The 26660-nt window shown below is 72.5% G+C and carries 21 protein-coding genes and 3 pseudogenes; 16 read left to right on the forward strand and 8 right to left on the reverse strand.

Annotation, left to right across the window (positions count from 1 at the left end):
* From ACZ6D7_RS24945 to ACZ6D7_RS24960, 4 genes are all read left to right on the forward strand, one after another.
* A partial coding sequence (locus ACZ6D7_RS24945) for a PP2C family protein-serine/threonine phosphatase (RefSeq protein ID WP_469494678.1) occupies nt 1–1100 on the forward strand: 1100 nt, incomplete at its 5' end.
* A 67-nt stretch (nt 1101–1167) separates the two neighbouring features.
* Nucleotides 1168–3864 (forward strand): SpoIIE family protein phosphatase, encoded by a 2697-nt coding sequence (locus ACZ6D7_RS24950; protein WP_469494681.1) that lies wholly within the window; start codon nt 1168–1170, stop codon nt 3862–3864.
* A gap of 133 nt (nt 3865–3997) precedes the next feature.
* Nucleotides 3998–5362: an FAD-dependent oxidoreductase gene (locus ACZ6D7_RS24955; protein ID WP_469494684.1), complete on the forward strand. Its 1365-nt coding sequence runs from the start codon at nt 3998–4000 to the stop codon at nt 5360–5362.
* Nucleotides 5363–5482: 120 nt separating this feature from the next.
* Nucleotides 5483–6448, forward strand: a complete 966-nt coding sequence (locus tag ACZ6D7_RS24960) for a DUF1152 domain-containing protein (protein ID WP_469494691.1) — start codon at nt 5483–5485, stop codon at nt 6446–6448.
* Nucleotides 6449–6530: 82 nt separating this feature from the next.
* Here the strand turns inward: ACZ6D7_RS24960 and ACZ6D7_RS24965 are convergent.
* Nucleotides 6531–6809: pseudogene (locus ACZ6D7_RS24965) on the reverse strand (serine/threonine-protein kinase); the annotation flags it as partial.
* Nucleotides 6810–6997: 188 nt separating this feature from the next.
* On the opposite strand from ACZ6D7_RS24965, the gene ACZ6D7_RS24970 reads away from it, so the two are divergent.
* Complete coding sequence (locus ACZ6D7_RS24970) at nt 6998–7597, forward strand: hypothetical protein (RefSeq protein ID WP_469494698.1); 600 nt, start codon at nt 6998–7000, stop codon at nt 7595–7597.
* 21 nt (nt 7598–7618) lie between these two features.
* On the opposite strand, the gene ACZ6D7_RS24975 is transcribed toward ACZ6D7_RS24970, so the two are convergent.
* On the reverse strand, nt 7619–8101 hold the full coding sequence (locus tag ACZ6D7_RS24975) for a roadblock/LC7 domain-containing protein (RefSeq protein WP_469494701.1): 483 nt from the start codon (nt 8099–8101) through the stop codon (nt 7619–7621).
* 744 nt (nt 8102–8845) lie between these two features.
* Between ACZ6D7_RS24975 and ACZ6D7_RS24980 the strand changes: the two genes are divergently transcribed.
* Together ACZ6D7_RS24980 and ACZ6D7_RS24985 are read left to right on the forward strand one after the other, a co-directional pair.
* Nucleotides 8846–9736, forward strand: a complete 891-nt coding sequence (locus ACZ6D7_RS24980; RefSeq protein WP_469494704.1) for a phosphotransferase — start codon at nt 8846–8848, stop codon at nt 9734–9736.
* A gap of 73 nt (nt 9737–9809) precedes the next feature.
* Complete coding sequence (locus ACZ6D7_RS24985) at nt 9810–11714, forward strand: ATP-binding cassette domain-containing protein (protein ID WP_469494707.1); 1905 nt, start codon at nt 9810–9812, stop codon at nt 11712–11714.
* A gap of 309 nt (nt 11715–12023) precedes the next feature.
* Here ACZ6D7_RS24985 and ACZ6D7_RS24990 read toward each other — a convergent pair whose 3' ends face one another.
* Both ACZ6D7_RS24990 and ACZ6D7_RS24995 read right to left on the reverse strand, forming a co-directional pair.
* On the reverse strand, nt 12024–12686 hold the full coding sequence (locus tag ACZ6D7_RS24990; protein WP_469494710.1) for a response regulator: 663 nt from the start codon (nt 12684–12686) through the stop codon (nt 12024–12026).
* Nucleotides 12661–13833: a sensor histidine kinase gene (locus ACZ6D7_RS24995; protein ID WP_469494714.1), complete on the reverse strand. Its 1173-nt coding sequence runs from the start codon at nt 13831–13833 to the stop codon at nt 12661–12663. The genes ACZ6D7_RS24990 and ACZ6D7_RS24995 overlap by 26 nt, the downstream gene beginning before the upstream one ends.
* Nucleotides 13834–14008: 175 nt before the next feature.
* On the opposite strand from ACZ6D7_RS24995, the gene ACZ6D7_RS25000 reads away from it, so the two are divergent.
* Complete coding sequence (locus tag ACZ6D7_RS25000; protein ID WP_469494717.1) at nt 14009–16279, forward strand: MMPL family transporter; 2271 nt, start codon at nt 14009–14011, stop codon at nt 16277–16279.
* A 45-nt stretch (nt 16280–16324) separates the two neighbouring features.
* Here the strand turns inward: ACZ6D7_RS25000 and ACZ6D7_RS25005 are convergent.
* Both ACZ6D7_RS25005 and ACZ6D7_RS25010 read right to left on the reverse strand, forming a co-directional pair.
* Nucleotides 16325–17109 (reverse strand): annotated as a pseudogene (locus ACZ6D7_RS25005) (IS5 family transposase); the annotation flags it as partial.
* Between the two features lie 386 nt (nt 17110–17495).
* Nucleotides 17496–18200, reverse strand: a complete 705-nt coding sequence (locus tag ACZ6D7_RS25010) for a GntR family transcriptional regulator (RefSeq protein WP_469494720.1) — start codon at nt 18198–18200, stop codon at nt 17496–17498.
* A 153-nt stretch (nt 18201–18353) separates the two neighbouring features.
* Between ACZ6D7_RS25010 and ACZ6D7_RS25015 the strand changes: the two genes are divergently transcribed.
* The 3 genes from ACZ6D7_RS25015 (at nt 18354) to ACZ6D7_RS25025 (ending at nt 20890) form a co-directional block, all read left to right on the forward strand.
* A complete protein-coding gene (locus ACZ6D7_RS25015) occupies nt 18354–18887 on the forward strand; it encodes a YbhB/YbcL family Raf kinase inhibitor-like protein (protein ID WP_469494723.1) in 534 nt (177 codons plus the stop codon).
* An 8-nt stretch (nt 18888–18895) separates the two neighbouring features.
* Nucleotides 18896–19588, forward strand: a complete 693-nt coding sequence (locus ACZ6D7_RS25020; RefSeq protein ID WP_469494726.1) for a metal-dependent transcriptional regulator — start codon at nt 18896–18898, stop codon at nt 19586–19588.
* 738 nt (nt 19589–20326) lie between these two features.
* Entirely contained in the window at nt 20327–20890 is a 564-nt protein-coding gene (locus tag ACZ6D7_RS25025; protein ID WP_469494728.1) for a hypothetical protein, read from the forward strand.
* On the opposite strand, the gene ACZ6D7_RS25030 is transcribed toward ACZ6D7_RS25025, so the two are convergent.
* Nucleotides 20850–21107, reverse strand: coding sequence for a hypothetical protein (locus ACZ6D7_RS25030; RefSeq protein ID WP_469494731.1), 258 nt, complete (start codon nt 21105–21107; stop codon nt 20850–20852). The genes ACZ6D7_RS25025 and ACZ6D7_RS25030 overlap by 41 nt on opposite strands.
* Nucleotides 21108–21382: 275 nt before the next feature.
* Nucleotides 21383–21661, reverse strand: a pseudogene (locus ACZ6D7_RS25035) (alpha/beta fold hydrolase); the annotation flags it as partial.
* Between the two features lie 107 nt (nt 21662–21768).
* On the opposite strand from ACZ6D7_RS25035, the gene ACZ6D7_RS25040 reads away from it, so the two are divergent.
* The 5 genes from ACZ6D7_RS25040 (at nt 21769) to tgmB (ending at nt 26584) form a co-directional block, all read left to right on the forward strand.
* Nucleotides 21769–22368, forward strand: coding sequence for a TetR/AcrR family transcriptional regulator (locus ACZ6D7_RS25040; protein WP_469494734.1), 600 nt, complete (start codon nt 21769–21771; stop codon nt 22366–22368).
* A 441-nt stretch (nt 22369–22809) separates the two neighbouring features.
* Nucleotides 22810–24057, forward strand: coding sequence for a hypothetical protein (locus ACZ6D7_RS25045; protein ID WP_469494737.1), 1248 nt, complete (start codon nt 22810–22812; stop codon nt 24055–24057).
* Between the two features lie 834 nt (nt 24058–24891).
* Nucleotides 24892–25173: a DUF1232 domain-containing protein gene (locus tag ACZ6D7_RS25050; RefSeq protein ID WP_469494739.1), complete on the forward strand. Its 282-nt coding sequence runs from the start codon at nt 24892–24894 to the stop codon at nt 25171–25173.
* A 213-nt stretch (nt 25174–25386) separates the two neighbouring features.
* Nucleotides 25387–25578 (forward strand): putative ATP-grasp-modified RiPP, encoded by a 192-nt coding sequence (gene tgmA / locus ACZ6D7_RS25055; protein WP_030795856.1) that lies wholly within the window; start codon nt 25387–25389, stop codon nt 25576–25578.
* 16 nt (nt 25579–25594) lie between these two features.
* On the forward strand, nt 25595–26584 hold the full coding sequence (gene tgmB / locus ACZ6D7_RS25060) for an ATP-grasp ribosomal peptide maturase (RefSeq protein WP_469494745.1): 990 nt from the start codon (nt 25595–25597) through the stop codon (nt 26582–26584).
* Nucleotides 26585–26660: the final 76 nt, after the last annotated feature.

Consider the following 26660-nt stretch of genomic DNA (forward strand, 5'->3'; position numbering starts at 1 on the left):
ACGATGGCCCCCCTGCTGGTGTGTGGAAGCGTTTGTCTGGGATTTCTTTCTCGCTTCGTTGGGTGCCTTCTCCCCCCCCCCCCCCTCCCCCCCCTCCCGAGACCCTCACCACGGGCCGTCCGCTGTTCTTCGACTCGATGGAGCAGCTGGCCGCCGCCTACCCCGGGATCGAGCTGGACGCGACCGAGGGCGCCCGGGCGTTCCTCCCGCTGATCGCGTCGGGCCGCCCGGTGGGCTCGTGCATCCTGGGCTTCGACGGCACCCGCAGCTTCAGCTCCGAGGAGCGCACGGTGCTGACCGCCCTCGCCGGACTGATCGCCCACGCCATGGACAAGGCCCAGCGGTACGACACCGAGGCCGCCCTCGCCCGCGGGCTCCAGCAGGCCCTGCTCCCCCGCCGGCTGTCGCAGCACGCGCGCGTGGAGACCGCCGGACGGTATCTGCCGGGCACCGCGGGCATGGACGTGGGCGGCGACTGGTACGACGTCGTGGAGGCCGGGAACGGGCTGGCCCTGGTCATCGGGGACGTCCAGGGGCACGGGGTGCAGGCGGCCGCCACGATGGGGCAACTGCGCAGCGCGGTCCGCGCGTTCGCACTCGGCGACCACCCCCCGGAGGAGGTCATGGGCGGCACCAACCACCTGCTCATCGACCTCGACCCCGGCCAGTTCGCCAGTTGCTGCTACGTCCGGCTCGATCCGGTCACCGGACGCGCCCGGGCGGCCCGCGCCGGCCATCTGCCCCCGCTGCTGCGCCACCCCGACGGTCGTACGGACATCGTCGACCTGCCCGGCGGAGTGGTCCTCGGGGTCGACCCGCGCGCCCACTACCCGGTGACCGAGCTGACCCTGGAGCCGGGGGCGATCCTGGCGCTCTACACGGACGGGCTGGTCGAGCGGCCCGGGTACGACATCGACGACGGCATCGCCGCCCTGCGCACCGCCCTCGCCGAGGCCGGGTCGCCCGCCACCCGGCCCCTCGCGGACATCGCCGACCGGCTCACCGTGCGGGCCCGGCAGGCCGTCGACCGGCCCGACGACATCGCCCTGCTGCTCGCCACCCGCCCGGACGGGCCCGACGATCACGGACGGGGAGCGTGACGGGCCCGTCATGTGACCGTGTGTGATGCCTCTCGCCTCACCAGGCCAAGCAGTGTAGACATGGCACATGGTCCGACTCCTGGGGCGCCCGGGTGCCCAGCCGGCCCGTCGACCCCGGGGCCCGCGAGTCCTGCGTACGTCCGAATCCGCGCTGGGCGGGCGCAGTCTCGCCGCGCAGGTGTTCGTGCTCCAGGTCGTCATCGTGCTGCTGGTGGTCGTCGCCGCGGTGGTCGCGCTGCTGCTCCAGGTGCGGCACGACACCAGCCAGGAGGCCCGCAACCGCTCGGTGGCCGTCGCCCAGACCTACGCCAACTCACCGGGCATCGTCGAGGCGCTGCGCAGTCCGGACCCGACGGCGATCCTCCAGCCCTCGGCCGAGGCCGCCCGCAAGGCCTCCGACATGGACTTCATCGTCGTACTGGGCACCGACGGGATCCGCTACACGCATCCGAAGCCGGACCGGATCGGCAAGAAGTTCGTCGGGAACTATCAGCCCGCGCTGCAGGGCCAGACGGTCGTCGAGGAGGTCGACGGGACGATCGGGCGGCTGGTACAGGCGGTCGTCCCGGTGAAGGCGCCCGACGGGACGGTCGTGGGGATGGTGTCGTCCGGCATCACCACCGAACACGTCGGCGGGAACGCCGACCGCCAGCTGCCCCTGGTCCTGGCCAGCGCCGCCGTGGCCCTCGCGCTGGCCACCGCGAGCACCGCGCTGGTCAGTCGCCGGCTGCTGCGCCAGACGCACGGCCTGGGCCCGCGTGAGATGACCCGGATGTACGAGCACCATGACGCCGTGCTGCACGCCGTACGCGAAGGGGTGATCATCGTCGGCGGCGACGGCGAGCTGCTGCTCGCCAACGACGAGGCGCACCGGCTGCTCGACCTGCCCCCGGACGCCGAGCGCCGGCAGGTCCTCGACCTGGGCCTGGACCCCGGTACGGCGGAGCTGCTGGCCTCGGGGCGGATCGTCACGGACGAGGTGCACCTGGTCGGGGACCGGCTGCTGGCGATCAATCAGCGCTCCACCGACCTGGTGGACGGCCCGGCCGGCAGCGTCGCCACCCTGCGCGACTCCACGGAGCTGCGCGCCCTGTCCGGCCGGGCGGAGGCGGCCCGTGAACGGCTGGACCTGCTGTACGCGGCCGGGGTGGGCATCGGCACCAGCCTGGACGTCACGCGGACCGCGGAGGAGCTGACGGAGCTGGCGGTGCCCCGGTTCGCGGACTTCGCGACCGTCGACCTGTTCGACGCCGTCCTGGACGGCGAGGAGCCGGAGGCCCGGGGGGCGCTGCGGCGCACGGCGGTGAGCGGGATCCGCAAGGGCGCGCCGCTGTACCCGGTGGGTGAGCGGATCCGGTTCGTGGACTCCGCGCCGCAGGCCCGCAGCCTGGCCGGCGGGCGGGCACGGCTGGAGACGCGGCTGGCCGATGCGCCGGGCTGGCGGGTCCAGGACCTGGAGCGCACCGAGCAGGTCGTGGAGTTCGGCATCCACTCCCTGATCACCGTCCCGGTCCGGGCCGGGGCGCTGGTGCTGGGGGTGGTCAGCTTCTGGCGTTCGGAGCGGCCCGACCCGTTCGACCCGGACGAGGTGACCCTCGCGGAGGAGCTGGTGGCGCGGGCCGCGGTCTCCATCGACAACGCGCGCCGCTTCACGCGTGAGCACGGTATGGCCGTCACCCTCCAGCGCAGTCTGCTGCCGCGCAGGCTGCCCGAGCAGAACTCGCTGGACATCGCCTACCGCTATCTGCCGGCGCAGGCGGGTGTGGGCGGCGACTGGTTCGACGTGCTGCCGCTGTCCGGGGCCCGGGTGGCGCTGGTGGTGGGGGACGTGGTGGGGCACGGGCTGCACGCGGCCGCCACGATGGGACGGCTGCGCACCGCCGTGCACAACTTCTCCGCGCTGGACCTCGCGCCCGAGGAACTCCTCGGTCTGATGGACGAGCTGGTGGCCCGGATCGACCAGGACGAGGAGGCGGAGGGCGCCAGCGCGCCGGTGTCCGGGGCCACCTGCCTGTACGCCATCTACGACCCGGTCTCCCGGCACTGCACGGTCGCCCGGGCCGGTCATCCGCCGCCGGCGCTGGTGCTTCCCGACGGGCGGGTGGAGTACCCGGAGGTGCCGGCCGGGCCGCCGCTGGGGCTCGGCGGGCTGCCGTTCGAGACGGCGGAGCTGGAGCTGCCCGAGGGCAGCCGGCTGGTGCTGTACACCGACGGGCTGGTGGAGGACCGGCAGCGGGACATCGACACGGGCCTGGAGCTGCTGCGCGCCGCGCTGGAGCGCAGTGCGGACGGCACCCCGGAGGAGACCTGCCAGAGCGTGCTGGACTCCCTGCTGCCGGCCCGGCCGAGCGACGACATCGCCCTGATCGTGGCACGCACCCGGGCGCTCGGCGCGGACCGGGTGGCCGAGTGGGACGTGCCGATCGATCCGGCGGCGGTGGGCGTGGTGCGCTCGGCGGTCGTGCGGCAGCTGGAGCTGTGGGACCTGGAGGAGCTGTCCTTCACGACCGAGCTGATCCTGAGCGAGCTGGTCACCAACGCGATCCGGTACGGCGCCGCGCCGGTGCGGGTCCGGCTGCTGCGGGACCGGACGCTGATCTGCGAGGTCTCCGACAGCAGCAACACCTCGCCGCATCTGCGGTACGCGGCCATGACGGACGAAGGTGGCCGGGGCCTGTTCCTGGTGGCCCAGCTCACCGACCGCTGGGGCACCCGCTACACCCCCTCGGGCAAGGTGATCTGGGCGGAACAGCCGCTGCCGTAAGGTGTGTTGGCCGCCCGCATGACTCATAAATGACGCTTATGAGCTCATAGACCGGACCCGCGTACCGACTTAGGTTTGCCTTAGTTTAGGCTTCCCCCGAGTTGATCTGTCACCGCTCGAAGGGAACCTGATCATGCCCCGCCCCCTGCGGGTAGCCATCGTCGGAGCCGGCCCCGCCGGGATCTACGCCGCCGACGCGCTGCTCAAGTCCGATGTGGCCGCCGACCCCGGTGTCTCCATCGACCTCTTCGAGCGGATGCCGGCCCCGTTCGGACTGATCCGTTACGGCGTGGCCCCGGACCACCCCCGGATCAAGGGCATCATCACCGCCCTGCACCAGGTCCTCGACAAGCCGCAGATCCGCCTCTTCGGCAACGTCGACTACCCGACCGACATCAGCCTGGACGACCTGCGCGCCTTCTACGACGCCGTGATCTTCTCGACCGGCGCGATGGCCGACCGTGAGCTGTCCCTGCCGGGCATCGAGCTGGACGGCTCCTACGGTGCCGCGGACTTCGTGTCCTGGTACGACGGCCACCCGGACGTGCCGCGCACCTGGCCGCTCGAGGCCGAGAAGGTCGCCGTCCTGGGCGTCGGCAACGTGGCGCTGGACGTGGCCCGCATCCTGGCCAAGACGGCCGACGAGCTGCTGCCCACGGAGATCCCGCCGAACGTCTACGACGGCCTGAAGGCCAACAAGGCGCTGGAGATCCACGTCTTCGGCCGCCGCGGCCCGGCGCAGGCGAAGTTCTCCCCGATGGAGCTGCGCGAGCTGGACCACTCCCCCACCATCGAGGTCATCGTCGACCCCGAGGACATCGACTACGACGACGGCTCGATCGCCACCCGGCGCGGCAACAAGCAGGCCGACATGGTCGCCAAGACGCTGGAGAACTGGGCGATCCGCGACATCGGCGAGCGCCCGCACAAGCTGTTCCTGCACTTCTTCGAGTCGCCGGCCGAGATCCTCGGCGAGGACGGCAAGGTCGTGGGCCTGCGCACCGAGCGCACCGCGCTGGACGGCACCGGCAACGTCAAGGGCACCGGCGAGTTCAAGGACTGGGACCTCTCGGCGGTCTACCGCGCCGTCGGCTACCTCTCCGAGAAGCTGCCGAAGCTCCCCTGGGACCTCGACTCGGGCACGGTCCCGGACGAGGGCGGCCGGGTCATCGAGGAGAGCGGTTCGCACCTGCAGTCCGTGTACGTCACCGGCTGGATCCGGCGTGGCCCGATCGGCCTCATCGGCCACACCAAGGGCGACGCCAACGAGACGGTGTCGAACCTGCTGGACGACCACGCGAACGGCCGTCTCCAGACCCCGACCGCGCCGGAGCCGGCGGCCGTGGAGGCGTTCCTCGCCGAGCGCGAGATCCGCTTCACCACCTGGGAGGGCTGGCACAAGCTGGACGCCGCCGAGAAGGCCCTGGGCGAGCCGCAGGGCCGCGAGCGCGTGAAGCTCGTGGAGCGCGAGGACATGCTGCGGGAGAGCGGCGCGTAACCGTGCCGGGGGCCCGGGGAGGCGCTGTACAGCTGCCCTCCGGGCCCAATTCGCTTGCGGCGCAGGCCAGTTGCCGGTAAATGCCTGGGCCGGGTGATCCTCGCCTGCTAGCGTCCCGGGGTGTTCTCCCTCCACGAGCCTCCCCTGTTCACCCGGCTGCGCGACGCGCGGCGGGTGATCGTCGCCGGTGCGGGCGGCGGATTCGACGTGTACGCGGGCCTTCCGCTGGCGCTCGCCCTGCGGGCGGCCGGCAAGGACGTCCAGCTGGCCAACCTCTCCTTCGCCGAGCTGTACGGCCTGCCGGGCGAGGTCTGGCTGGAGCCCGACGTCGCGGCCGTCCGCCCCGACACCCCGGCCCGGGGCGACTACTTCCCCGAACACACCCTGGCCACCTGGCTCGACCGGCACGGCCTGCCCGCCACGGTGTACGCCTTCCCCCGCACCGGTGTGAAACCGCTGCGGGACGCCTACCGCGCGCTCCTGGACCACCTGGGCGCCGTCGACGCGATCGTCCTGGTGGACGGCGGCACGGACATCCTGATGCGCGGCGACGAGCACGGCCTGGGCACGCCCGAGGAGGACATGGCCAGCCTGGCCGCCGTGCACGGCCTCGACGAGGTCCCGCACCGGCTGGTGGCGTGCCTGGGCTTCGGCGTGGACGCCCACCACGGAGTGAACCACTCCCTGGTCCTGGAGAACCTGGCCGCGCTGGACCGCGAGGGCGGCTACCTCGGCGCGTTCTCGCTGCCCCGCGACAGCCGGGAGGGCGCCCTGTACCTCGACGCGGTGGCGCACGCCCAGGCGTCCACCCCGGGCCACCCGAGCATCGTCAACGGCTCCGTCGCCGCCGCCGTACGCGGGGACTTCGGGGACGTACGGTTCACCGAGCGGACCCGGAACAGCGAGCTGTTCGTCAACCCGCTGATGAGCCTGTACTTCTGCGTCGACGCGCCCGCCCTGGCCCGCCGGAACCTCTATCTGGACCGCATCGAGGACACCGTCCTGCTGCGCCAGATCAGCTCCCGTATCGAGGACTTCCGCGACGAACTCCCCCGGCTGCGGCAGCCCCGCGCCTTCCCGCACTGACGCCGCGGGGCTCGGGTCAGCCGTCGTCGCGGGGGTGGGTCTCGATCACCTTGCCGTGCACATCGGCCCGGAGGTAGGCGCTGCCGTAGTCGTCGGAGAGGTAGACGCTCAGCGTCGGCGGGTTGTCGAGGCGGGCCGGCGCGCGGGCCTCCCGCAGGACGCGCTCGCGCAGGGTGCGGGCGCCCTCGGGGTCGTACTCGGCGAGCGCCGGGTCCGGCGGCCGTACCTCCTTGACGGCGACGTCCCGGTGCAGAGCCAGGTCGCGGGCGCGCCAGACCCAGCCCATGCCTCCGCCGCCGAGCCGCTCGACCAGTTCGAAGCGGCCGTCGACCACACGTCTTTCGGGTTCCCCGGTGTTCATGGAGGGGAGCTTAGGGGTACGGCGTGACCGGCGTGGTGTCGGCCAGGAGGGGCACAGCGCGCAGGGGGCCGCCGGGCCACGGGCATGCTGAGGCCGGGCCAGGGGCATGCTGTGAACGAGGTCACTTCCGGCGGGCCGGCCGGGACCGTTCCCGGACTCGTAGCCCTCCCCCACTAAGGACATGTGCTTTGGCTCTTACGTACCCTGACGCCCCCTCCGCCCGTCGCCCCGGCCGCTGCTGGACGATCCGTGTCGTCGGACACCGGGACCGCACCGCGTCGGTCACCTGCTCGTCGGCGTGCGCGATGCCGCCCCGCTCCCGGGACATCGCGGCACTGCGCCGCTTCGCCGAGGCCCACGTGGCCGCGCACGCCAGAGCGGCGGCGGTGCACCACGACGCGGCGTGCTGGTGCCGCCGTCAGCGGTGCGCGCTGCACGAGGACACCCGGGTCAACTGTGCCGGAGGCGTCGTCCTCGTCCTGCGGCACGACCCGGCGGTCGGCCAGGTGTGGACGCTCACCGAGGTGTGCTCGGCGTGCGCCCCGCTGATGCCGCACGCGCGTGTGATGAGCCACGCGGTCCCTCCGCCACCCGCGCCCCGGGAGCCGTACGACGGTCCCGCCCCCGCCGCTCCACCGGCCGGGGCCGCGCCGCGGCTCGTGCCGGGCGGGTTCAGCGCGCCGCCCGGGGGCGCGGGCCCGGTTCCCGGTCCGGAGCGGCGCGGTGGCCGACGGCAGGGCGTGGTCAGGCGGCGCGGCCGTACGGGGCCGGAGGGTGCCAGGGAGTGAGCGCGGGCCGGCGCCGTCCGGTCAGCGCTCGCGGCGGGACTGAGGCGGTATCCGGACCGGCAGCGCGCCGAGCACCCGGCCGCGCAGCGCCGAAGGGGCCGGCCCGTCGGGGAGCAGGGGCCGGTCGGCCGTGAACCGGGCCGTCATCAGTTCGGCGATCCGGCCGCCGCTACGCCGCCCCTCCAGGTGCAGCCGACCGACGTTGACCCGGTCGTCGGCGAGCAGGGTCAGTACGGCGGTCGGCCCGGCCGCGTAGGTGGCGACGTATCCGCCGGCCCCGCGGACGAGCAGCTCACGGAACCCGCCACCCGCCGCGAGGTCGGTCATCCGCCGGCCGACCCCGAGCGCCGCCGCGGTGAGCGCGGCCAGCCCCTCCGGCTCGCCGTCCGGCATGTCCTGCGCGAGGACCAGCCCGTCGGCGCTGGCCGCCAACGCCCCCGTCAACTGAGGCATACGCGCGCGCAACCGGCGCAGTTCGTTCAGAACCTCGGCCTCGACGGCCATGACCGTGTCCTTTCGGCGCGCGGGCGACGGAAGCGGATCAAGTACGGGGCGGCGCAGGGCAGTTCGTGTGATGGCAGTTCGTGTGACCCCGAGACTACGGAAAGTACCGGGGCGCGGCGAGCGTTTTGGCAAATTCACCTGGAACATGCTGTGTAGCGGGGTGGCGCTCCGAACCCGGGTGCGCCTGCCTGCGTCTTTGCAGGTCAAAGGCCGTTACGTGAACGTCTCCTCGGCAAGCGGACACTCCCCGTCGGCGTTGGCGTCGTCGGACCCCGTTGGCGTCGAACCCCGTTTGGCGCCTCTCCCGTCCCGTGGGTCGCTGGAGCATCGGCTCGCGGCGATTCGGCCACGACCGGAGCCTGTGCCCGCCCCTCAACACAGGGGTGCGCGACGTACGAACCCCGGAATTACGCGGTAGGGAACGCGACTCAAACACGCGTGTTCGACAAGAGCGGACGGCTCGTTGTCCCGGTCATCATCAGACGTCCCCAACCCGGCCTTCAGACCCCGCCGTTGGTGACACGGGTGTGCCCGTCGTCCTCGCCGGGCACCGGCATGCCCCGATCCATCGCCCCCGCGAACCGCAGGAGGAACCATGATCCCCGCCCCCGTCCTCGCCCATCCTCTCTCCGAGCGGCCCGAGCCTGTCCGGCCTGCTGATCGAGCCGACGTGACGACCGGTCGCGGCAGCGTCGCCCCGGTGCGCATCGCGGACAGTTCCCGCCCGACACCGAGGTGGGGGGCATGACCGACCCGCACCGCCTTCCGGCCCCGATGCGGACCTGGGCCGAGAGCACCCTGGGCGTGCTCGCCGCCGTACGCGACGCCTCGCCCGAGGTGTCCCCGACCGGTTCGTGGCACGTGGTCCGCGCCCGCGACAGCGCGCGCTTCGTCATCAAGATCGCCCGAACGCCCGGGTCCTTCACCCGGGAGACGTTCGCCCACCGGCACGCTGTACCCGCCCTCGGCCAGGGGTACGCGCCGCGTCTGGTGGCCACCTCCCCGCGGCACCTGGCGCTGATCGTGACCACCCTCCCCGGCACGCCCCTGCCCCGGCTACGACTGAAGGATGCCGCGCTCAAGGCGGCCCACTGGCGGGCAGGATCCCTGGTCGCACAGCTGCACCAGGCCGGACGACCGACCGGCGACGCGTACCGCGAGGCGTCATCGGTGCTGTCCCGTCTCGCCGACGAATCGGCTCGTCACCTCGACGCGGCCGGCAACCGGCTGTCGGCGGAGGACGAGACGTTCGTGAGGGACCTCGCCGACCGTCTGCACGTCATCGACCGGCTGCCTCTCGGCTTCATCCACGGCGGCGTTCTCGAATCGAGTCTTGTCCTGTCCGGCACCTCGCGGCCGGCGCTCCGGGACTTCGAGTCGTCGCGCTTCGCACCGGTCGTCCTGGACTTCGTCCACCTGGCCTGTGGGCTGTGGACCACCCAGCCACGCCTGCGCACCGCCTTCTTCGGCGGTTACGGCCGCGCCCTCGGCCACGACGAACGGCTTGCCCTGCGCTGTCTGATGGCACTGCGCGCCGTGCGGTTGTTGGCCGAAGGACACGTCCATGACGACCCCGCGACAGCCGTCGACGGCCGGACCCTGCTCGAACGGCTGAAGAACGAGGTGAGCGCCTGATGCCCGGACAACCGCTGATCCTCGCCGGCGAGCCGGCGGTCCGCCGCCCGGTCCGGGTCCGAGGAGGGAGCCGGTGAGCGCCACGTCCCGCGCGGAGACGGCGAACCGTGTGGTGGGAGCCGGCCGGGTGCCGCCCCCTCCTCCGGCCGAGCTGCGTTACGGCGGCAAGTACAGCAAGAACCCGTTGGAGGAGGCCGCGTTCTCGGCCATGGTCCGGCGGCTGCCGTCGGTGTTGTCGCGGACCGCGCGGACGGCATGGGCCATCGACCGCCGGGCCGTGCTGCTCCTGGGCGGCTGTCAGCCGGCCATCGGCGTCGGCGCCGCGGTCCAGCTGGCAGCCACCGCGCACGCCATGCGTGCGGTCTTCGGCACCGGCCCCGTGCCCGACCGGATCCACCAGGCGCTGCCCGCCCTGCTGATCATCGCCCTTGCCGCGATGACCGGGCGGGCGGCGACCGCGCTGTCGTCGTACGCGGACGGCCGGATCACCCCGCTGCTGACCACCGAGGCGGACAGCACCCTGGTGGCGGCGGTGTGCCGGATCGAGGCCGCCGCCCGCGCCGAGGACGGCTGCGCGGACCGGCAGGAGGCGGCGGAGATGGGCGTGGTCCGCAGTCACGTCATGGTGCAGGACGCCACCCGCCTCACCGCGGCCGTGATCCGTATGGTCACCGCGAGCGGGGTGCTGACGGTGCTGCACCCGCTGCTGCTGCCCCTGCTGCTGCTCGCCGTGGTCCCCGCCGGCGTCGGGGCGGTGCTGCACGCCCGGGTCACCTACGAGACGCACTACGCGAACGTGGGCGATCGCAACGTACGGCAGAACCTGCGCGGCTGGGCGACGAGCACGAAGTTCACCGATGAGATCCGTGCCAACACCATGACCGGGTACCTGACCTTCTGGTACCGGTCGGTCTCCGAGCGGATCGACGCCCGCACCCTCGCCGCCGCGCCCAGGATGCTGAAGATCGTCCTGTCCAGTTCGGCGATCGGCGGGATCTTCCTGGTGGCCACCTGGGCCGCGCTGGCCTGGCTCGTGAGCACCGGGAGGATCGAGCCGGCGATCGCCGGGACCGCGGTCGTCGCCGTGCAGACCACGCTCGCCGCGCTCTCCCAGCTGGTCCTCTACGGCGCGGCCATGTTCCACACCTCCCTCTACCTCGCCGACATGGACTCGTTCCTCGACTACGCCGCCGAACGCGCCCCCCAGCGGGGCGAGTCGACCGTCGCCGGGCCGGTTGCGGAGATCCGGGTGGAGGAGGCCGTCTACCGGTACCCGGGCAAGGAGAACCCTGCCGTGGACGGGGTGTCACTGACCGTGCGCCAGGGCGAGATCCTCGCCCTGGTCGGCGAGAACGGGTCGGGGAAGTCCACCCTGGTCCGACTGCTCGCGGGGATCTTCCTGGCCGACAAGGGCAAGGTCCACTGGAACGGCCAGGACGTCACCGGCCTCGACCCCGACAGCCTGTGGGCCCGGTCCGGGCTGGTGCCGCAGAGTTTCGCGCAGTGGCCACTGTCCGTGCGGGACAACGTCACCCTCGGTCAGCCCCGCGAGGAAGGGGACGGCCTGGTGCGGAAGGCGATCGACGCGGTCGGCCTGACCGAGGCCGTCGAGGAACTCCCGGCCGGCCTGGACACCCTACTGGCCCGGGAGTTGTGGGGCGGAGTCGAGCTGTCCGGCGGGCAGTGGCAGCGCCTGGCGTGTGCGCGGGCCCTGTACCGCAGAGCGGGCCTGCTGATCCTGGACGAGCCCACCTCGGAGATGGACGCCCGAGGCGAGCACACGATCCTCCGGCAGATCAAAGCGCTCGCCGGCGGCTGCATCACGATCGTCGTGACCCACCAACTGGTCAACACGAAGATCGCCGACCGGATCCTCGTCATGGACCACGGCCGGATCGCCGAGCAGGGAACCTACGACCAACTCGCCGCCGGAGGAGGCCTGTTCGCCGAACTCCTGACCCTGTCCACCAACCGCTGACCCCCGGGGTGCCGCGCCACCGCCCCTCCCGGCCCGGCACCCCGCTCTCTCCGGCGCCCCAGGGCGCGTATCGAGTCGTGATCATCGGGTGGTCCTGGTGAGGTCTTTGATCCAGATCATCGAGGCGTGCAGGTGGAGACCGGCGAGGTAGCTGTCGGGAGTCTTGTCGTATCGGGTGTCTCACCGTCCCAGTTCCGTCCTCCTGGTACGTCACGCTCTGGGGCGGGTGAGGCCACGTGGAGCCGACGTGAGCCGACCGGTGCACTGATGTCCGGGCGGGGACTCATGGGACATGGCCCGGCACCCGGCTCAGGTTCCGGGGAGGATACGGCGCGTTTCGTAGGCCCACATCGCGATCTCGACCCGGTTGCGGGCGCCGAGTTTGGCCATCAGGCTCGCCAGATGCGTCTTCACCGTGCTGAGGCTGATGTGCAGCGCGTCGGCGATCTCGGTGTTGGTCAGCCCGCGGGCGACGGCGAGGAGCACCTGCTCCTCGCGGGCGGTGACGGGGGAGACCGGCTGGGCCGCGGGCCGGCCGGCGGGCAGGTCCGCGAACGCCTGGAGCAGACGGACGGTGACGCTGGGCGCGATGAGCGCCTCACCGTCGGACGCCGACCGTACGGCCTGGGCCAGAAGGTCCGGTCCCGTGTCCTTGAGGAGGAATCCGCGGGCGCCGGCACGCAGTGAGCCGTAGACGTACTCGTCGAGGTCGAACGTGGTGATGACGACCACGGCCAGCGGGTCGGCGACGCCCGGGCCGGCGATCAGCCGGGTGGCCTCGAGCCCGTCGAGCACGGGCATGCGGATGTCGAACAGGCAGACGTCGGGGCGCAGTTCGCGGGCCAGACGTACCGCTTCGTGTCCGTCGGCGGCCTCGCCGACCACCTCGATTCCGGGCTGGGCGTTCAGCATGATCCGCAACCCGGTGCGGATGATCGCCTGGTCGTCAGCGACGAGGACGCGAATGGACACCGCTCTCGCTCCTCGCTCTCGGCAGTTCGGCTTCGACATGCCAGCCCCGGTCGGTACCCGGGCCGGCTCGTAGTGTGCCGCCGAGCAGGGTCGCGCGCTCGCGCAGTCCGGTAAGTCCGTATCCGTCGCGACCCCGGCCGGTGCGCCGGCCGTTGTCGCGCACGCTCACCCGTACCGTGTGCGGTTCCGCGGCGACCCGGACGACGAGCTCGGTCGCGTCGACCGCATGGCGCAGCGCGTTGGTCACCGACTCCTGCGCGATCCGGTAGACGGCCGCGTCCACGGCCGGGGGCAGCGCGTCCAGTTCGGCGTCGAGCCGCAGGTCGACCTTGAGTCGACCGCCCGGGGTGCGCACCAGGCGCTCCAGGTCCGCGACTCCGGCAGGGGGTGCCAGCTCGGCGCCGACCCCGTGGTCGCGCAGTGCGGCGACCATGGCGCGCATTTCCTCCAGCGTGCGTGCCCCTTCTTCCTCGACCCCCTCCAGCGCCTCGACGGCGGCGGACGGGTCGGTGTCCGCGAGCACCCGGCCCGCCTGGGCGATGATCACCATGGCCGACACGTGGTGGGCCACCGTGTCGTGCAGTTCCCGGGCGAGCTGCTCGCGCTCGCGGGAGCGTACCTGCTCCAAATGCCGCTCGCGAGCGGTCACCCAGAACCGCACGGCAGCCCCGACCACGCCGGGCAGGAGCAGGAAGACGAAGCCCACGACCTTTTCGACGACCGGGGTCTCGTCCGTGACGACACACAGCGCGCCGGTCGCGAGGATCACCGCGCCGCCCAGCACGATCTCGCGTCCCGATCCCCACCTGGGCAGCGCGTACACCAGCACGAGCACGACCGCGCCGGTGTACAGGCCGACGGACTCGCGCTGTGCGGCGACGAGCGAGGCCACCGTAAGCAGGATCACCGAGCCGAACGCCAGCGTCACCATCGCCAGCGGGCGGGTCCGGCGCCACAGGGGCAGCAGGCAGAGCCATACGGCGAACACCACCGCCACCGGCCGCCACACGACGTTCTCGCGCAGGGTGGCCTCCAGCGCCACACCGGCAAGGCCTGCGGCGAGCAGCGCCCAGTCCCGCCGCACCCGGGCGGGCGCGCCGGGCGGCCGGGGTTCGGTCCACAGGGTTCGCAGGTCGTCTCGGAGCACGGTTCTCAGCCTAGGGACCGCGGCGTGCCGCGCATCGGCCGAAAGGATGGGGCGTCACTCCACCCTGGGGCCGACGGATCCGCGGCCCGCGGGCCGATGCCGCGGAGCGCCGTGGCGACGAGCCTCGGCATCGGCGGCCGTACAAGGACGGCCGACGAGGTGGTTGGAGGACCCGATGCTCTCGAAAGCCCTGTTGCGCCTGGGCGCAAGCGCCGCCCGCCATCCCTGGCGGGTGATCGCGGCATGGCTGGTCGCCGCCACGCTCGCCGTCCTCGCCGCCGTCGCCTTCGGCGGGCGGAATGCGGATTCGATGACCGCTCCGGGACTGGACTCCCAGCGGGCCGCGGAACTGATCGAGCGGGCCGGCACCGGCCAGGAGGGGATGACCGCCCAAGTGGTCGTCACCCCCCTCGACGGCGCTGCGACGTTCTTCGACCACGACAGCGCGCGCACCGCTCTCACGCGGCTGCAGACCGAGGTGAAGCGGCTGCCGCACGTGCTCGGCACGAGCGACCCGGCGGGGGCACTCGACGCAGGCGGGGACAGCGCCGTGCGCGGCGGCCTCGTCTCGGCCGACGGGCGGATCGCGGTCGTCCGGGTGCAGTACCCCGACCAGAGCCGGCTGTCGGCCGAAGACCTCGACGCCCTCGTCGATCTCGGCGACCGGCTGCGCGCCGAACTGCCCCTGCGCATCGAGATGGGCGGGAACCTCTTCTACGCCTTCTCCGACCCCGACGGCGGCGTGAGCGAGTTGATCGGCCTCGTCGCCGCGGCCGCGATCCTGTTCCTGGCGTTCGGTTCGCTCGTCGCCGCCGCGCTGCCGATCGGCATGGCGGTCTTCGGACTGACCGTCGGGGTCGCCACGATGACGGTACTGGCGGGGGTCACGGACGTCCCCACCTTCGCACCGGTCCTGGGCAGCATGGTCGGGCTCGGAGTGGGCATCGACTACGCGCTGTTCGTGCTCGCCAGGCACCGGGAGTACCTCGCGCGCGGGCTCGATCCGCACGAGGCGGCCGGACGAGCGGTGGCCACGGCGGGGCGGCCGGTGGTCTTCGCCGGCGGAACCGTCGTCGTGTCGATCCTGGGCATGGCGGTCGCGAACGTGCCGTTCATGACGGTGGGCGGGCTTGCCGTCTCGATCGTCGTCCTGACCATGGTGCTCGCGTCGGTGACGCTGCTGCCGGCCTTCCTCGGCGCCGCCGGCCCACGCCTGGCCCGGGCCGGCCGGATCGGCCGGGCTCTGCAGACCAGGAAGCCGGGCCGACTCGCACGGCGGCGGGACCCGGCGGCAGGCGCCGCCCACGCCGCCGGGTGGCGTCGCTGGATCGGGCACGTCAGCCGGCACCCGGTGCCGTACGCGGTCGGCGCGGCGGGGCTGCTGCTGACCGCGACGCTGCCCGTGCTCGGCCTGCGCGTCGGCCTGCCCGACGACGGCTCACTGCCCCACAGCCGTACCGAGCGCCGGGCCTACGACCTCGTCGCCGAGGGGTTCGGCCCGGGCACCAACGGTCCCCTCGTCATCGCCGCGGACCCCACCGGTGATCCGGGAGTGCTGGACCGACTCGTCGCAACGGTCGCGGCGGATCCGGGTATCGCATCCGTCGCGCCGACGCACATCGATCGGGCCACCGGCATCGCGACCCTCGTGGTGTTCCCGAACACCAGCCCTCAGGACAAGGCCACGGCCGACACCATCGCCCGGCTGCGCACCGACGTGCTGCCCACGGCGATCGGGCACGGCCCGGCCAGGGCCCACGTCGGCGGCGCCGCCGCGAGCCTGTCCGATGTGGGCCGACGCACCAGCCAACGCCTGCCGGTGTTCGTCGCCACCGTGCTGGCGATGTCGTTCCTGCTGCTGATGCTGGTCTTCCGCTCGATACTCGTACCGCTCAAGGCGGTACTGCTGAATCTGCTGAGCATCGGCGCGGCCTACGGCATCATGGTCGTGGTCTTCCAGTGGGGCTGGGGAGGCGCACTCATCGGGCTGGAAGCGACGGTTCCGATCGTGTCGTTCATCCCGATGTTCCTCTTCGCCATCCTGTTCGGCCTGTCGATGGACTACGAGGTGTTCCTCCTCTCCCGCGTACGCGAGGAGTACCTGCGCACCGGCGACAACGGCACGGCGATCGTTGAGGGCGTGTCGGGCACCGCCCGGATCATCACCTCGGCCGCCCTCATCATGGTGGCGGTCTTCCTGTCCTTCGCCGTCGCCGAGGACCCCTCCACCAAAATGTTCGGGCTCGGCCTGGCCACCGCGATCTTCATCGACGCCACGGTCGTACGCATGGTGCTGGTACCGGCGACCATGACACTCCTCGGCCGGACCAACTGGTGGCTGCCGAAGTGGCTGGACCGGATGCTTCCCCGCGGCCCGGTCGGCACCGACGACACCGACGCGGAATCCACGGGTGAGGCCCCGCGTCCACGGCTGGTTGACCGTTGACTCAACTCCCGCCCGCCCTTGGCGTCCGGCACCTCAGCGCGTCACCTAGGGGCATATCGAGTCGTGATCATCGGTGGTCCTGGTGAGGTCCTTGATCCAGATCATCGAGGCGCGCAGGTGGAGACCGGCGAGGTAGCTGTCGGGAGTCTTGTCGTATCGGGTGGCGATGCCTCGCCATGCTTTGAGCTTGTTGATCAGGCGTTCGACGGTGTTCCGCTCCTTGTAGAGATCGGCGTCGTGGCTGACGGGTCGGCCACCTCTGGAGCCCTTCTTCGTCCGGTCGGCGGCCTGGGCCTTCTTCTCCGGGATGACCGCCTTGATACGGCGTTTGCGCAGGTGGGCGCGGTTTCCGCGGGACGAGTACGCCTTGTCCCCGGCGACCGCGTCCGGCCGGATGCGGGGTCGGCCGACGGGCCCGCGTACCCGTACCTTCTTCAGGACGGGGACGAACTGCGGGCTGTCCGCTGCCTGGCCTGTGGTCAGGATGAACGCCAGCGGGCGGCATTTGCGGTCGGCGGCGAGGTGGACCTTGCTGGTCTGCCCGCCTCTGGAACGTCCGAGGAGGGCGGCCTTCAGCCGGAGTTTCCGCCGACGCCGGATGCGTCGTCGTTCTTCCAGCGCGGGATCACTTTCGGTCTCTTGCCCGTTTTGCTCTTCGAGGCCGCCCCCTTTGACCTGGCCTTCTCCTCCTCGGCCGCGGCTTTCTCCAGGGCGGTGACGACGTCCTCGTCGAGGTGCATCCCGGCCGCGTCGTGGTGGGCTCGGGCGGTGGTGGAGTCGATGCTGACCAGGGACAGGTCCACCTCACCCCGCTTCGCGGCTTCCGCCACCGTCTGACCGCATCTGCAGGCCGAGCGGGCCCGGGCGCGGACGGCGGCGACGCGGCTGCCGCCGGCTGTCCCGCGGCGGTCGTAGTGGGCTCTGGCGTCCGGTGATGCGGAACCTCCCGAGCACCTCCAACACGCCTTGTATTGCAGGGAAGCCGACGGCGGTCGCCGGGTTCTTCGAGCGCCCCTGATGCACACTCCGCCCCGGCGTGTCGCGCCCGCGTCACGGTGGACGTGACCGGGGCCGACGCCCCCTTGAACGGAAGGCACCGGCCCTCGAACTCGTCGCGCAGTGGCCTGGGCAGGCGGAATCTCACCAGCGTCGGCAACGTCCACGGCTCCGGTGCCGGTGATCGGGTGGGGATCTCCGGCCAGGTCGGCGAGGCGCATCAGGCTTCCTCCGCGGGTTCGCGGTGGGTGCAGCCGGTCAGTCCAGCCGCGGTCTGGGTGAGGTGCCGGGCCAGTACCTCGGCCGCGGTGTCGGCGTCGCGGGCCAGCGCCGCCTCCTCCAGCCGGCGGTGCTCGCCGACGTGGTCCCGGTCGGGGTGGCGGTGCGCCGACCAGCGGCGGGCCAGTTCGCTCGCGGTCCACATCCGGTCGAAGGTCTCCAGCAGGACGGGGTTGCCGCAGCCCTCCAGCAGGGTGCGGTGGAAGACCCGGTGGGCTTCGGACCAAGCGCCGCTGTAGTACTCGCCCCCCTCCGGCGCGTACGCCGGGGTGCGGGCCAGGCGGTGGTGGGCGGCTCGTACGCGGGCCTCCCAGTCGACGTCCCCGCGCTCGATGGACATGCGCAGCACGACCGGTTCGACGGTCCGGCGAGCCTCCGCGATCTCCTGCCAGCGGCGGTCGGAGAAGGCCGGGACGGCGAAGCCGCGGTTGGGCAGCCGGTCTGCGAGACCCTCGCCGACCACCCGCACGAGCGCCTCACGCACGACGGCCAGGCTCACGCCCTGTTCCTTGGCGAGGTCCTGCGGCTTGAGGGCGTCACCGGGGGCGTAGTCCCCACGCATGATCGCGTCCCGCAGGTGTGCGTAGACCTGCTCGGAGAGCATCTGCTTCCCAGGTGAGGTCGAGGTGTGGGCCGTCTGAGTCATGCCCTCAGCATAGACGATTCAGCGAATAATCGATTATTGGTGTTATGGTCGATCCAGCGGTCGACGAAAGGCGGCGGTGCTGCTACGCGCCGCCGTGGGCCCCGTCGGCCGCATCACCGCCACTCCACAGCACGGTCTGAAAGGAACGACGCGATGAGCGCCAACGACCCCTTCGCCCGCCTCCCCGAGGTGGCCTCCTTCACCGTCACCAGCACCACCGTCACCGACGGCGCCGCATGGTCGCCCGAGCAGTACTCCTCCGGCGTCCCCGGCGGGAAGGACGTCTCCCCGCAGCTGTCCTGGAGCGGCGCCCCGGAAGGCACCAAGAGCTACGCCGTCACCGCCTACGACCCCGACGCCCCCACCGGGTCCGGGTTCTGGCACTGGGCGGTCGCCGACATCCCCGCCACCGTCACCGAGCTGCCCGAGGGCGCCGGCGACGACACCGGCTCGGGCCTGCCCGTAGGCGCCTTCCAACTGCCCAACGACGCCCGCGCAGCACGCTTCATCGGCGCCGCCCCGCCGGCCGGGCACGGACCACACCGCTACTTCGTCGTGGTGCACGCCCTCGACGTCGAGTCCATCGGCGTCCCGGCCGACGCCACCCCGGCCGTCCTCGGCTTCACCATGGCCGGCCACATCCTCGGCCGCGCGGTCCTGACCGCCACCGCCGAAACCCCCGCCTGACGAGCAGCATGTCCCCACTCATCGACACCACGGAGATGTATCTCCGCACGATCCTGGAGCTCGAGGAGGAAGGCGTGGTCCCCATGCGCGCCCGCATCGCCGAGCGCCTGGACCAGAGCGGCCCCACCGTCAGCCAGACCGTCGCCCGCATGGAGCGCAACGGTCTGCTGCACCTCGCCGGCGACCGGCACCTGGAACTGACGCAGGAGGGCCGACGGGTCGCCACACGCGTGATGCGCAAGCACAGGCTCGCGGAGTGCCTGCTCGTCGACGTGATCGGGCTGGAGTGGGAGCAGGCCCACGCCGAAGCCTGCCGCTGGGAGCACGTGATGAGCGAGGCCGTCGAAAGCCGCGCCCTCGAGCTGCTGCGCCACCCGACCAAGTCGCCCTACGGCAACCCGATCCCGGGCCTGGAGGAACTCGGCGGGAGGAGCACCGTCGATCCGTTCCCCGACGAGAGCATGGTCAGCCTCAGCGACCTCGAGCCCGGGCCGAACGGTGCGAGCGCGGTCGTACGGTGCATCAGGGAGATGATCCAGACCGACGCCCAACTGATGTACACCCTGCGGCACGCCGGGGTGCGCCCCGGTGCGGTCGTGAGCGTGACGTCCTCGCCCGGCGGCGTGATGGTCAGCAGTGGCGGGGAGGCCGCGGAACTCCCCACGCAGGCCGCCGCGCATGTCTTCGTGGCCAAGCGCTGAGCCCAGCCGGGCGCCGGCCCATGCCGTAAGGCCCTTGCAGGCAAGAGGATGGCCCTCGACCACGATCGTGGTCGAGGGCCATCCTCTTCAGGACTCCGTGTCCGGCACCCGGCTGCTCGACCAGGTCGCCGCCGGTCATCCCAGATCTGATGGCCCGCCGCCTCACCGGCGAAGCCACATCTCCTGGCGCGACCTTGTACGGTCCTCCGACCGATCTCCCGCCGGGCCGCCGCCGCAGAAGGCGCGGTCTTCTTCGCCGTGTACCCGCATTCCTACCGGACTTGTCCTCAGGGCGGATCGAGCGTTGCGATCACGCCGTCGGCCGGGGAAAGAGATGATGGGGCCTCGTGGGACAGGAGGACGGCATGAGCCAGTTGGACCACTGCGCGCAATGGATCCCCGTCTCGGCCTCTCAACTGGCCGCGTGGCGCGGCAGGACAGTGGGTTCGACGCTCCAGATCTCCGGTCCCTGCCCCGCATGCCGCCACTCCGCCACCGCGGTGGTGCGGCTCACCAACACCGCCCTGGAGGGCTTCGGCTCTCCGAGCGACTCCACCCTGACGGTCGCTTTCGCCTGCACCTGCGGCAAGGACCACCAGGGGCAGCCCTCGGAACCGCCGCACGGTTGCGGACGCACCTGGACGGCCGCGGGAGGCGGATCACAGCGGCGCCTTCGTACTACGGCCCGCCGACGATCCGTATCTCACCGAAGCCGCCGAGGCGTGGCGGACCGCGCACGTGGACGAGTTGACCAGACTCCGCGCGTCGGCGGAGAAGTGGACGGCCGGGATCAGCGCCCTGTTGGGCCTGCTCGGCGTGGTGGGCCTGGGATTGGCCCCGGACCGGATAGGCCGGCTCACGGACGGCGGAAAGCTGGCGGTCGCCTCGCTGCTGATCCTGGTCGTCGCCGCCGGCGGCTTCGCGGTGGTGCAGGCGTACCGGGCCGCCTATGGCTGGCCGCGGACCAGGACGGTCACCACGGACGTCGAACTCCTCACGTGGTACGAGACCTTTCGCACCCTTCCCTCGACGACGGCGCGCCGGCTGCGTACGGCGGTGCCGGCGGCCGGTGCCGCGCTGATCGCCCTGACGGCCGCTGCGGTGCTCACCTGGCTGCTGCCTGAGGCGAAGCCGCCCGGCCCCGTGGTGAAGGTGACCTTGGCGGACCGGTCGACGGTGTGCGGGACCTTGCTCGGGTCCCGCACCGACGGTGTGCTGTCCGTCCGGCGGGCGGACAGCGGTGATGTGTCGGTGGTGCCGGTCAAGCAGGTGCTGCGGCTGTCCCCGGTGGAAAAGTGCTGAAGACCGGCGAGGCCGGCACGGCACGGTTGTAGGTCGGGACGTGCCACGTGTCCTGACAGGGGTCGCCCGCCTGATGGATCGCAACGAGTTCCAGTGCCGGCGTGAAGCACGGGGAGCCGGACGAACCCAGTTCGGTGTCCGCCGTGTGCCGGATTCTGGTGCGGTTGGCATTGATCTCCGACACCTTCCCGAAGGCCAGCCTCATCGGCCCGCCCATGAGGTGCTGGACGACGATGATGTCGTCCCGGGCGGCCAGGGAGGTCCGGCCGGGACCAGGGACCCACCCTCGCGCGGGGCGCCGGGCTCGGCGTGCTCCCCCATGGGCAGGCTCCCCGGCGAGTCGGCCAACCGCAGCACGGCGAAGTCCAGTTCACCGGGAGCGGGCAGCCGGTTCGTGTCCCCGCCGTCCCGGTCGGAGGCGCTGTACGGCGCGGACGCCACGGACCAGTCCTCGGCCAGCGGGAACACGGTGCCGCGAAGGGGCGTAGACCGGGCGCTCAGGGCCGGGGTGTTGGGGTACCACATGGCGGAGCAGGAGCCCGCTCCGTGCACCAGGACGACGGGCGTGCGGGACCGGGCGGCCGGGTCCGTGGGGCCGTACCGGTAGACGTGCGTGGTGCCGAAGGAGGTCTCCACGTCCGTCTCCGCGAGCGCGGGCGCGCCCAGGGCGTAGACCGCGTCGCAGGCGGCGAAGTACCGGTCGCGCCATGCGTCGCTCACGAAACGGCCGACATCGGCCTGGCTACGGGTCTCGGTGCTGGACACGGTCACCTCCGGGTGCGGGCTCTTTATGGTACGAACGTATCACGTCGTTGATACGGCTGTACCATCAAGGGGTCTGGGTAGTCACCGGTGAACGACGAGCGGAGGAGCCTCCGATGCCCAAGCGCGTGAACCACGCGGAACGGCGCACCGAGATCGCCGAGGCCCTCCTACGGGTGGCGGCGCGACGCGGGCTGCATGCCGTGGGCATGCGCGACGTGGCGGCGGAGGCGGGCGTGTCGCTGCGGCTGGTGCAGTACTACTTCGAGACCAAGGAGAAGCTGCTGCTCTTCGGGCTGGGTCACCTGGCCGTGCGGTTCGGGGAGCGGGTCACCGCCCGGGTCCGGGCCGCCGGCGACGATCCGGGACCGCGCGCGATGATCGAGGCGATGCTGGGAGCGGCGCTGCCGACCGACGAGGAGAGCCGCACGTTCCATCTCGTCTACACCTCGTACGCGGTGCTGTCCGTCACCGACCGGGCGCTCGCCGCCCAGCCGTTCGTCAAGGACCCCGACGCCGCCGAGGGCGCGCTGGTCGCGCTCCTGCGGCGAGCGGAGGAGAACGGTCTCCTCCGGCCGGGCGTGGACGCGCAACTGGAGGCCGTCAGCCTTCTCGCCCTGTCGGCGGGGCTCGGCACCAGCGTCCTGGTCGGCCAGCGCGGCCCGGAGGCGGCGGCCGGGGTCCTCGACCACCACCTGGACCGGCTCTTCCGGTAGGGGCCGACGGAGGCCGACGGGGGCCGGTCGACGAGGGCCCCGGGGCGCACGGACAGGGCCCGCCCCGACGCGGATGGTGGGCGAGCCCTGTCCGTGCGGTCGATTGTCGGCGCCGGAGCACGGCGGGCCCATGGGTGCGCCGGGGGCTGCCGTGGTGAACCGGTCACACCCCGTACGAGCCACGCCCACCCCGTACGCAATCGCGACCGCGACGCGTGGCGGGCCGTACGGCTGGGCAGGCACCCCTGGACCGGGTACCCCCGGCCACCGCCGAGGTTCCGGCGTCCCCGGCCACCACCGAGGTTCCGGCACCCCCGGCCACCACCGAGGTCCCGGCACCCCCGGGTCCTGCCGCCCCGGACCCCGCTTGATCACGTACACCCCGCGGCGCGCGATACTGGCCTACGCCCATCGCCCCGCCCGTCCCTCACGAACGGACTCATGCACATCTCCGCGACCGTCCCGCCCTCGACTCCCGCCACGGTCTGGCTCGCCCGCGGCCGCCACACCGGTCCCACCGCGCCGGACGTCCTGCGCAAGAACCTCCAGGAACTCAAGGAGGCCGGGACGCTCCTGGACTTCCTGGAACTGCCCGACTCCGAGACGGCCGAGGGAGAGCTGGCCTTCGAGGCCCGCTGGCAGCTGCCGGACGAGGTGACCGTCCGTGCCCGGCTGAAACTCGCGGAGTGGTCCGGCCAGGGGCAGGAGTGGACGCTGGTCGCGGAGGCGGAGCGGGCCTGGGACCCGTGTTGGCCGTCGCCCGCCTCGATGTTCTGGCCCTGGGAGGCGGACTCAGCGTGGGGCCACGAGACCGTCACCGGGCTCCGCTTCCTCGACACCAACCCGCTGCCCGTGGACGACAAGGAGCTGCGCCGTGCCCTCCGGGGCGCCCTGCGCGACACCTGGACGGTCCCGGTCGTGGTGCACGAGGCGATGACGCCGGACGAGCGGGGCCGCCGTTCACTGGTCGGGCTGCTGCCGCCCGGCCTGCACCACCGTGTGGTCGAACTGCGGGCCGCGCCACACCAGTTGCGCACCGTCAACTGGGCCCTGAAGGAGTTCGGGGTGGAGGTGCCGCGCGGCGGCGCGCTGGTGCTGCCGGGCTCCCCGGCCCCCGACGGGTACGACGCCGGCGACTTCTCGGTGCGCAGTGTGTTCCTGGACGGCACGCATCCCACGGAGGTGCTGGACGCCGTGCGGCGGTTCGCCGCGCTGCCCCGGCCGCTGCCGGAGGGCGGCGACGCGGCGCTCACGCTCCTGCGGGAGAAGTGGCGGCTGCTGACCCCGGAGGAGGAACTCGCCCGGGCACGCGAGCTGATCGCGATGTACAAGGAGGCCCTGGAGGCGATGACGCAGTCCCGGGACCTGTACCGGGAGGCCGCCGAACAGGCCCACGAGGCGCTCACCGCCTACCGGGAGGCGGCGGCCGAGGCCGGTGAGCCGCGCCAGCCGCCGCAGCCCAAGCGGGGCGGGTCCCCCTTCCAGCAGCTGGGCCGGACCCTGGAACGCTTCCGGGAGACGACCAAGGCCCTGCGCCCGACGCCGAACGCATCCCCGGACACCCCGTCGGACGCCCCCACCGCCCCGGACGCCCCCACGGACACCGCCCGGGACCACGACGACACCCCCACCGACGCCACCGCCAACGGCACCGCCGAGAGGACCGGTCCCGAGCCGACCGACCGATAGCGACAGCCGGGGGGACCCCGACCCGGCCGTCGAGCAGTTGGGCGGCCGCGAACCAGCGGCACCAGCACGACCGCCACCGCCCCTGCCGCCGCCACCGGCTCGGGCGCCGTCCGGCGGACCAGCAGCACGGACGGCACCAGGCAGAGCCCGACAGCACGCAGGCGATCGCGAGGACGGCGGGCGGGACGCCGTCCCGGTGCACCGGGAGACGCGCGGCGCCGCACGGAGCGAGGGCCGGTGCGGCAGTCCATTCCCTCCATGCCGTCCATGCCGTCCATGCCGTCCATGCCGTCCATGGGCCGAACACGTCGGAGCGCTCGGACGGTATCTCCGGCCGCGTCGCCCGGGGTTCGGGCACGACCGGCTCGCCGGTCGGCGCGACGGGCGAGGGCGGCGCGCCCCATTCCCGCTCCCCGCCGCGCCGGCCGTGCGCCCCGCGCGCTGGGGTGCGGCGACCGGGGCAGCACGGTCACCAGCCAGGACATGTGCTCCAGTGGCCGGTTGGCCGCGGCGGCGAGTGGCAGGCCGTGGATGGGTCCGGGTACGGGGAGCCGGCGGCGGCCGGTGGGGCACCGGGGAGGGGTGGGGCGGCGCCGGCCGAGCTGCGACACGCGATGTGACGCTGACCATCGCTACGGGCATATGGCGCACCCCGCCCGCCCCGCCCCCTCGGGCGAGGCACCCGCGTGAGCGGGGGCGCGGGCCGCTCGCGGGGCGGTGTTTCGCTGACTCGGATGCGGTAATCCCACCGGAAGCGGGAGTTCGGGGGCCGAAAGCGGGGAAACCGACAACTGGGAGCAGAACACCGCCGGACGGACCGCGGAGGGAGGGCTCATGGACACGACCACCACGCTCGTCGCCGTCGGCGCGGTCCTGGCCGCGGCCCTGTTCGCCGGGGCCGCGGTGGTGCTGGTACGGCTGGTCCGGGCCCGCCGGGGTCTGAGACGGGCCGGACTGCCCACCGGCCCGCGCTGGGTGTTCTGGGGCGCGGTCGCCTACTTCGTGCTCCCGGCCGACGTACTGCCCGATCCGGTCTATCTCGACGACATCGGCGTCCTGCTGCTCGCCCTGCGCTCCCTGCGCCGCGCTCCCGGACGCGCAGGGTCCTCCAACTGACCTTCCAGGAAGTCGTTTTCACACACCTATCGGTCCATCTCCCCTGCTCCGAGCCTTGCTTGGGTCCCAACTCGCCGGTGATCACGGAGAGTAAGGAAACCAACCACCCGTTCGATTCGTATAAGTGACTGAAGGTCGCACCAATGCAGCGGGCCCGAGTGACGTCGCACAGCGGCACCGCTTGATCGAGGCAGTACCGACGAGGGAGAGAACATGCAACCGTTCGCGCTCAACTACGCACGCCCCGCGGCAGAGTTGGAGTTCGCCACTCCGTACGCGTATGACCCCGGAATGCAGTTGAACGTGCTCCTCGACGGCCGGGTCGCCGCACGCGACCACGCCCTGCTCAGAGAGCTGGGGACGACCACCTCGACGGCGGGGTCCAAGACCCACTTCGACGACTGACCACGGGCCGAGAACGATGACCGTGCTCATCCTGACCTGTGAAGAGGACGTCACGGCGGACATGGTGGTCGTGCACCTGAACGCCGCGGGCGTCCCGGTCGTCCGGTTCGATCCGGCCGATCTGACCAGCACCGTGGCCCTCTCGGGCGAGTACGTCCACGGTGCCTTCCGGGGTCATCTGTCGTCCGCCGGCCGGCTGGTGAGCCTCGACGGGCTGCGGTCCGTCTGGGTGCGCCGGCCGGGCGTCGCGGCGGCCCGGGCGGCCGCGCCGTCCGCCTGGCTCACGGAGGAGTCCTCACAGGCCCTGTACGGCATGCTCCGGGGCACCGGGGCACGCTGGATGAACCATCCCGACGCGGCCGTACGGGCCCGGCACAAGCCGTGGCAGCTGCGGCTCGCTCAGCTCAGCGGGCTGCCCGTGCCCGCCACGCTCATCACGACGTTCCCACAGGCCGCGCGGGACTTCGCGGAGCGCTACCCCGACCTGGTGGTCAAGCCGGTGTCCGGGGCCCATCCCCAGGATCCGCCGCGGGCGGTGCCCACCACCCGGGTCCCGCCGGGCGCCGACTTCGCCGCCGTCGCCTACGGTCCGACGCTGCTCCAGCGCCGGGTGGCCAAGCGGGCCGACATCCGGCTCACGGCGGTGGGGGACCGGATCCTGGCGGCCCGCAAGGACACGGACCCGGGCGGCGACCCGGACGTGGTGGACGTGCGGTACGCGCCCTCCACCACGCCGTGGCATCCGGCCGACGTCCCGCCGCGCCTCGCCGACGCGGTGCGGACGTATCTGCGGGAGGCGGATCTGTCGTACGGCGCCTTCGACTTCGCGGAGGACTCCGACGGGACGTGGTGGTTCCTGGAGTGCAACCAGTCGGGCCAGTTCGGGTTCGTGGAGGTGGACACCGGACAGCCGATCGCCCGCACCATCGCGGAGTGGCTGTCCGGGCCGCCGCCGCAGACGCGGGGTTCCCGGCGCGCCGACCACTGCGGTTCGGCGGCCTCCTGACGCGCGACCGGGGGGGGGGGGGGGGGGGGGGGGGGGGGGGGGGGGGGGGCGCAAACATGCTGCTGAGAAAGCAGCG

It is taken from the genome of Streptomyces sp. NPDC041784 (assembly GCF_055591025.1).

Coding starts and splice junctions, on each gene's coding strand:
- ACZ6D7_RS24950 (WP_469494681.1), top strand. CDS start 1,168: ATGGTCCGACTCCTGGGGCGCCCGGGTGCCCAGCCGGCCCGTCGACCC.
- ACZ6D7_RS24955 (WP_469494684.1), top strand. CDS start 3,998: ATGCCCCGCCCCCTGCGGGTAGCCATCGTCGGAGCCGGCCCCGCCGGG.
- ACZ6D7_RS24975 (WP_469494701.1), bottom strand. CDS start 8,101: ATGGCCGTCGAGGCCGAGGTTCTGAACGAACTGCGCCGGTTGCGCGCG.
- ACZ6D7_RS24980 (WP_469494704.1), top strand. CDS start 8,846: ATGACCGACCCGCACCGCCTTCCGGCCCCGATGCGGACCTGGGCCGAG.
- ACZ6D7_RS25000 (WP_469494717.1), top strand. CDS start 14,009: ATGCTCTCGAAAGCCCTGTTGCGCCTGGGCGCAAGCGCCGCCCGCCAT.
- ACZ6D7_RS25010 (WP_469494720.1), bottom strand. CDS start 18,200: ATGACTCAGACGGCCCACACCTCGACCTCACCTGGGAAGCAGATGCTC.
- ACZ6D7_RS25015 (WP_469494723.1), top strand. CDS start 18,354: ATGAGCGCCAACGACCCCTTCGCCCGCCTCCCCGAGGTGGCCTCCTTC.
- ACZ6D7_RS25020 (WP_469494726.1), top strand. CDS start 18,896: ATGTCCCCACTCATCGACACCACGGAGATGTATCTCCGCACGATCCTG.
- ACZ6D7_RS25030 (WP_469494731.1), bottom strand. CDS start 21,107: ATGGGCGGGCCGATGAGGCTGGCCTTCGGGAAGGTGTCGGAGATCAAT.
- ACZ6D7_RS25040 (WP_469494734.1), top strand. CDS start 21,769: ATGCCCAAGCGCGTGAACCACGCGGAACGGCGCACCGAGATCGCCGAG.
- ACZ6D7_RS25045 (WP_469494737.1), top strand. CDS start 22,810: ATGCACATCTCCGCGACCGTCCCGCCCTCGACTCCCGCCACGGTCTGG.
- ACZ6D7_RS25050 (WP_469494739.1), top strand. CDS start 24,892: ATGGACACGACCACCACGCTCGTCGCCGTCGGCGCGGTCCTGGCCGCG.
- tgmA (WP_030795856.1), top strand. CDS start 25,387: ATGCAACCGTTCGCGCTCAACTACGCACGCCCCGCGGCAGAGTTGGAG.
- tgmB (WP_469494745.1), top strand. CDS start 25,595: ATGACCGTGCTCATCCTGACCTGTGAAGAGGACGTCACGGCGGACATG.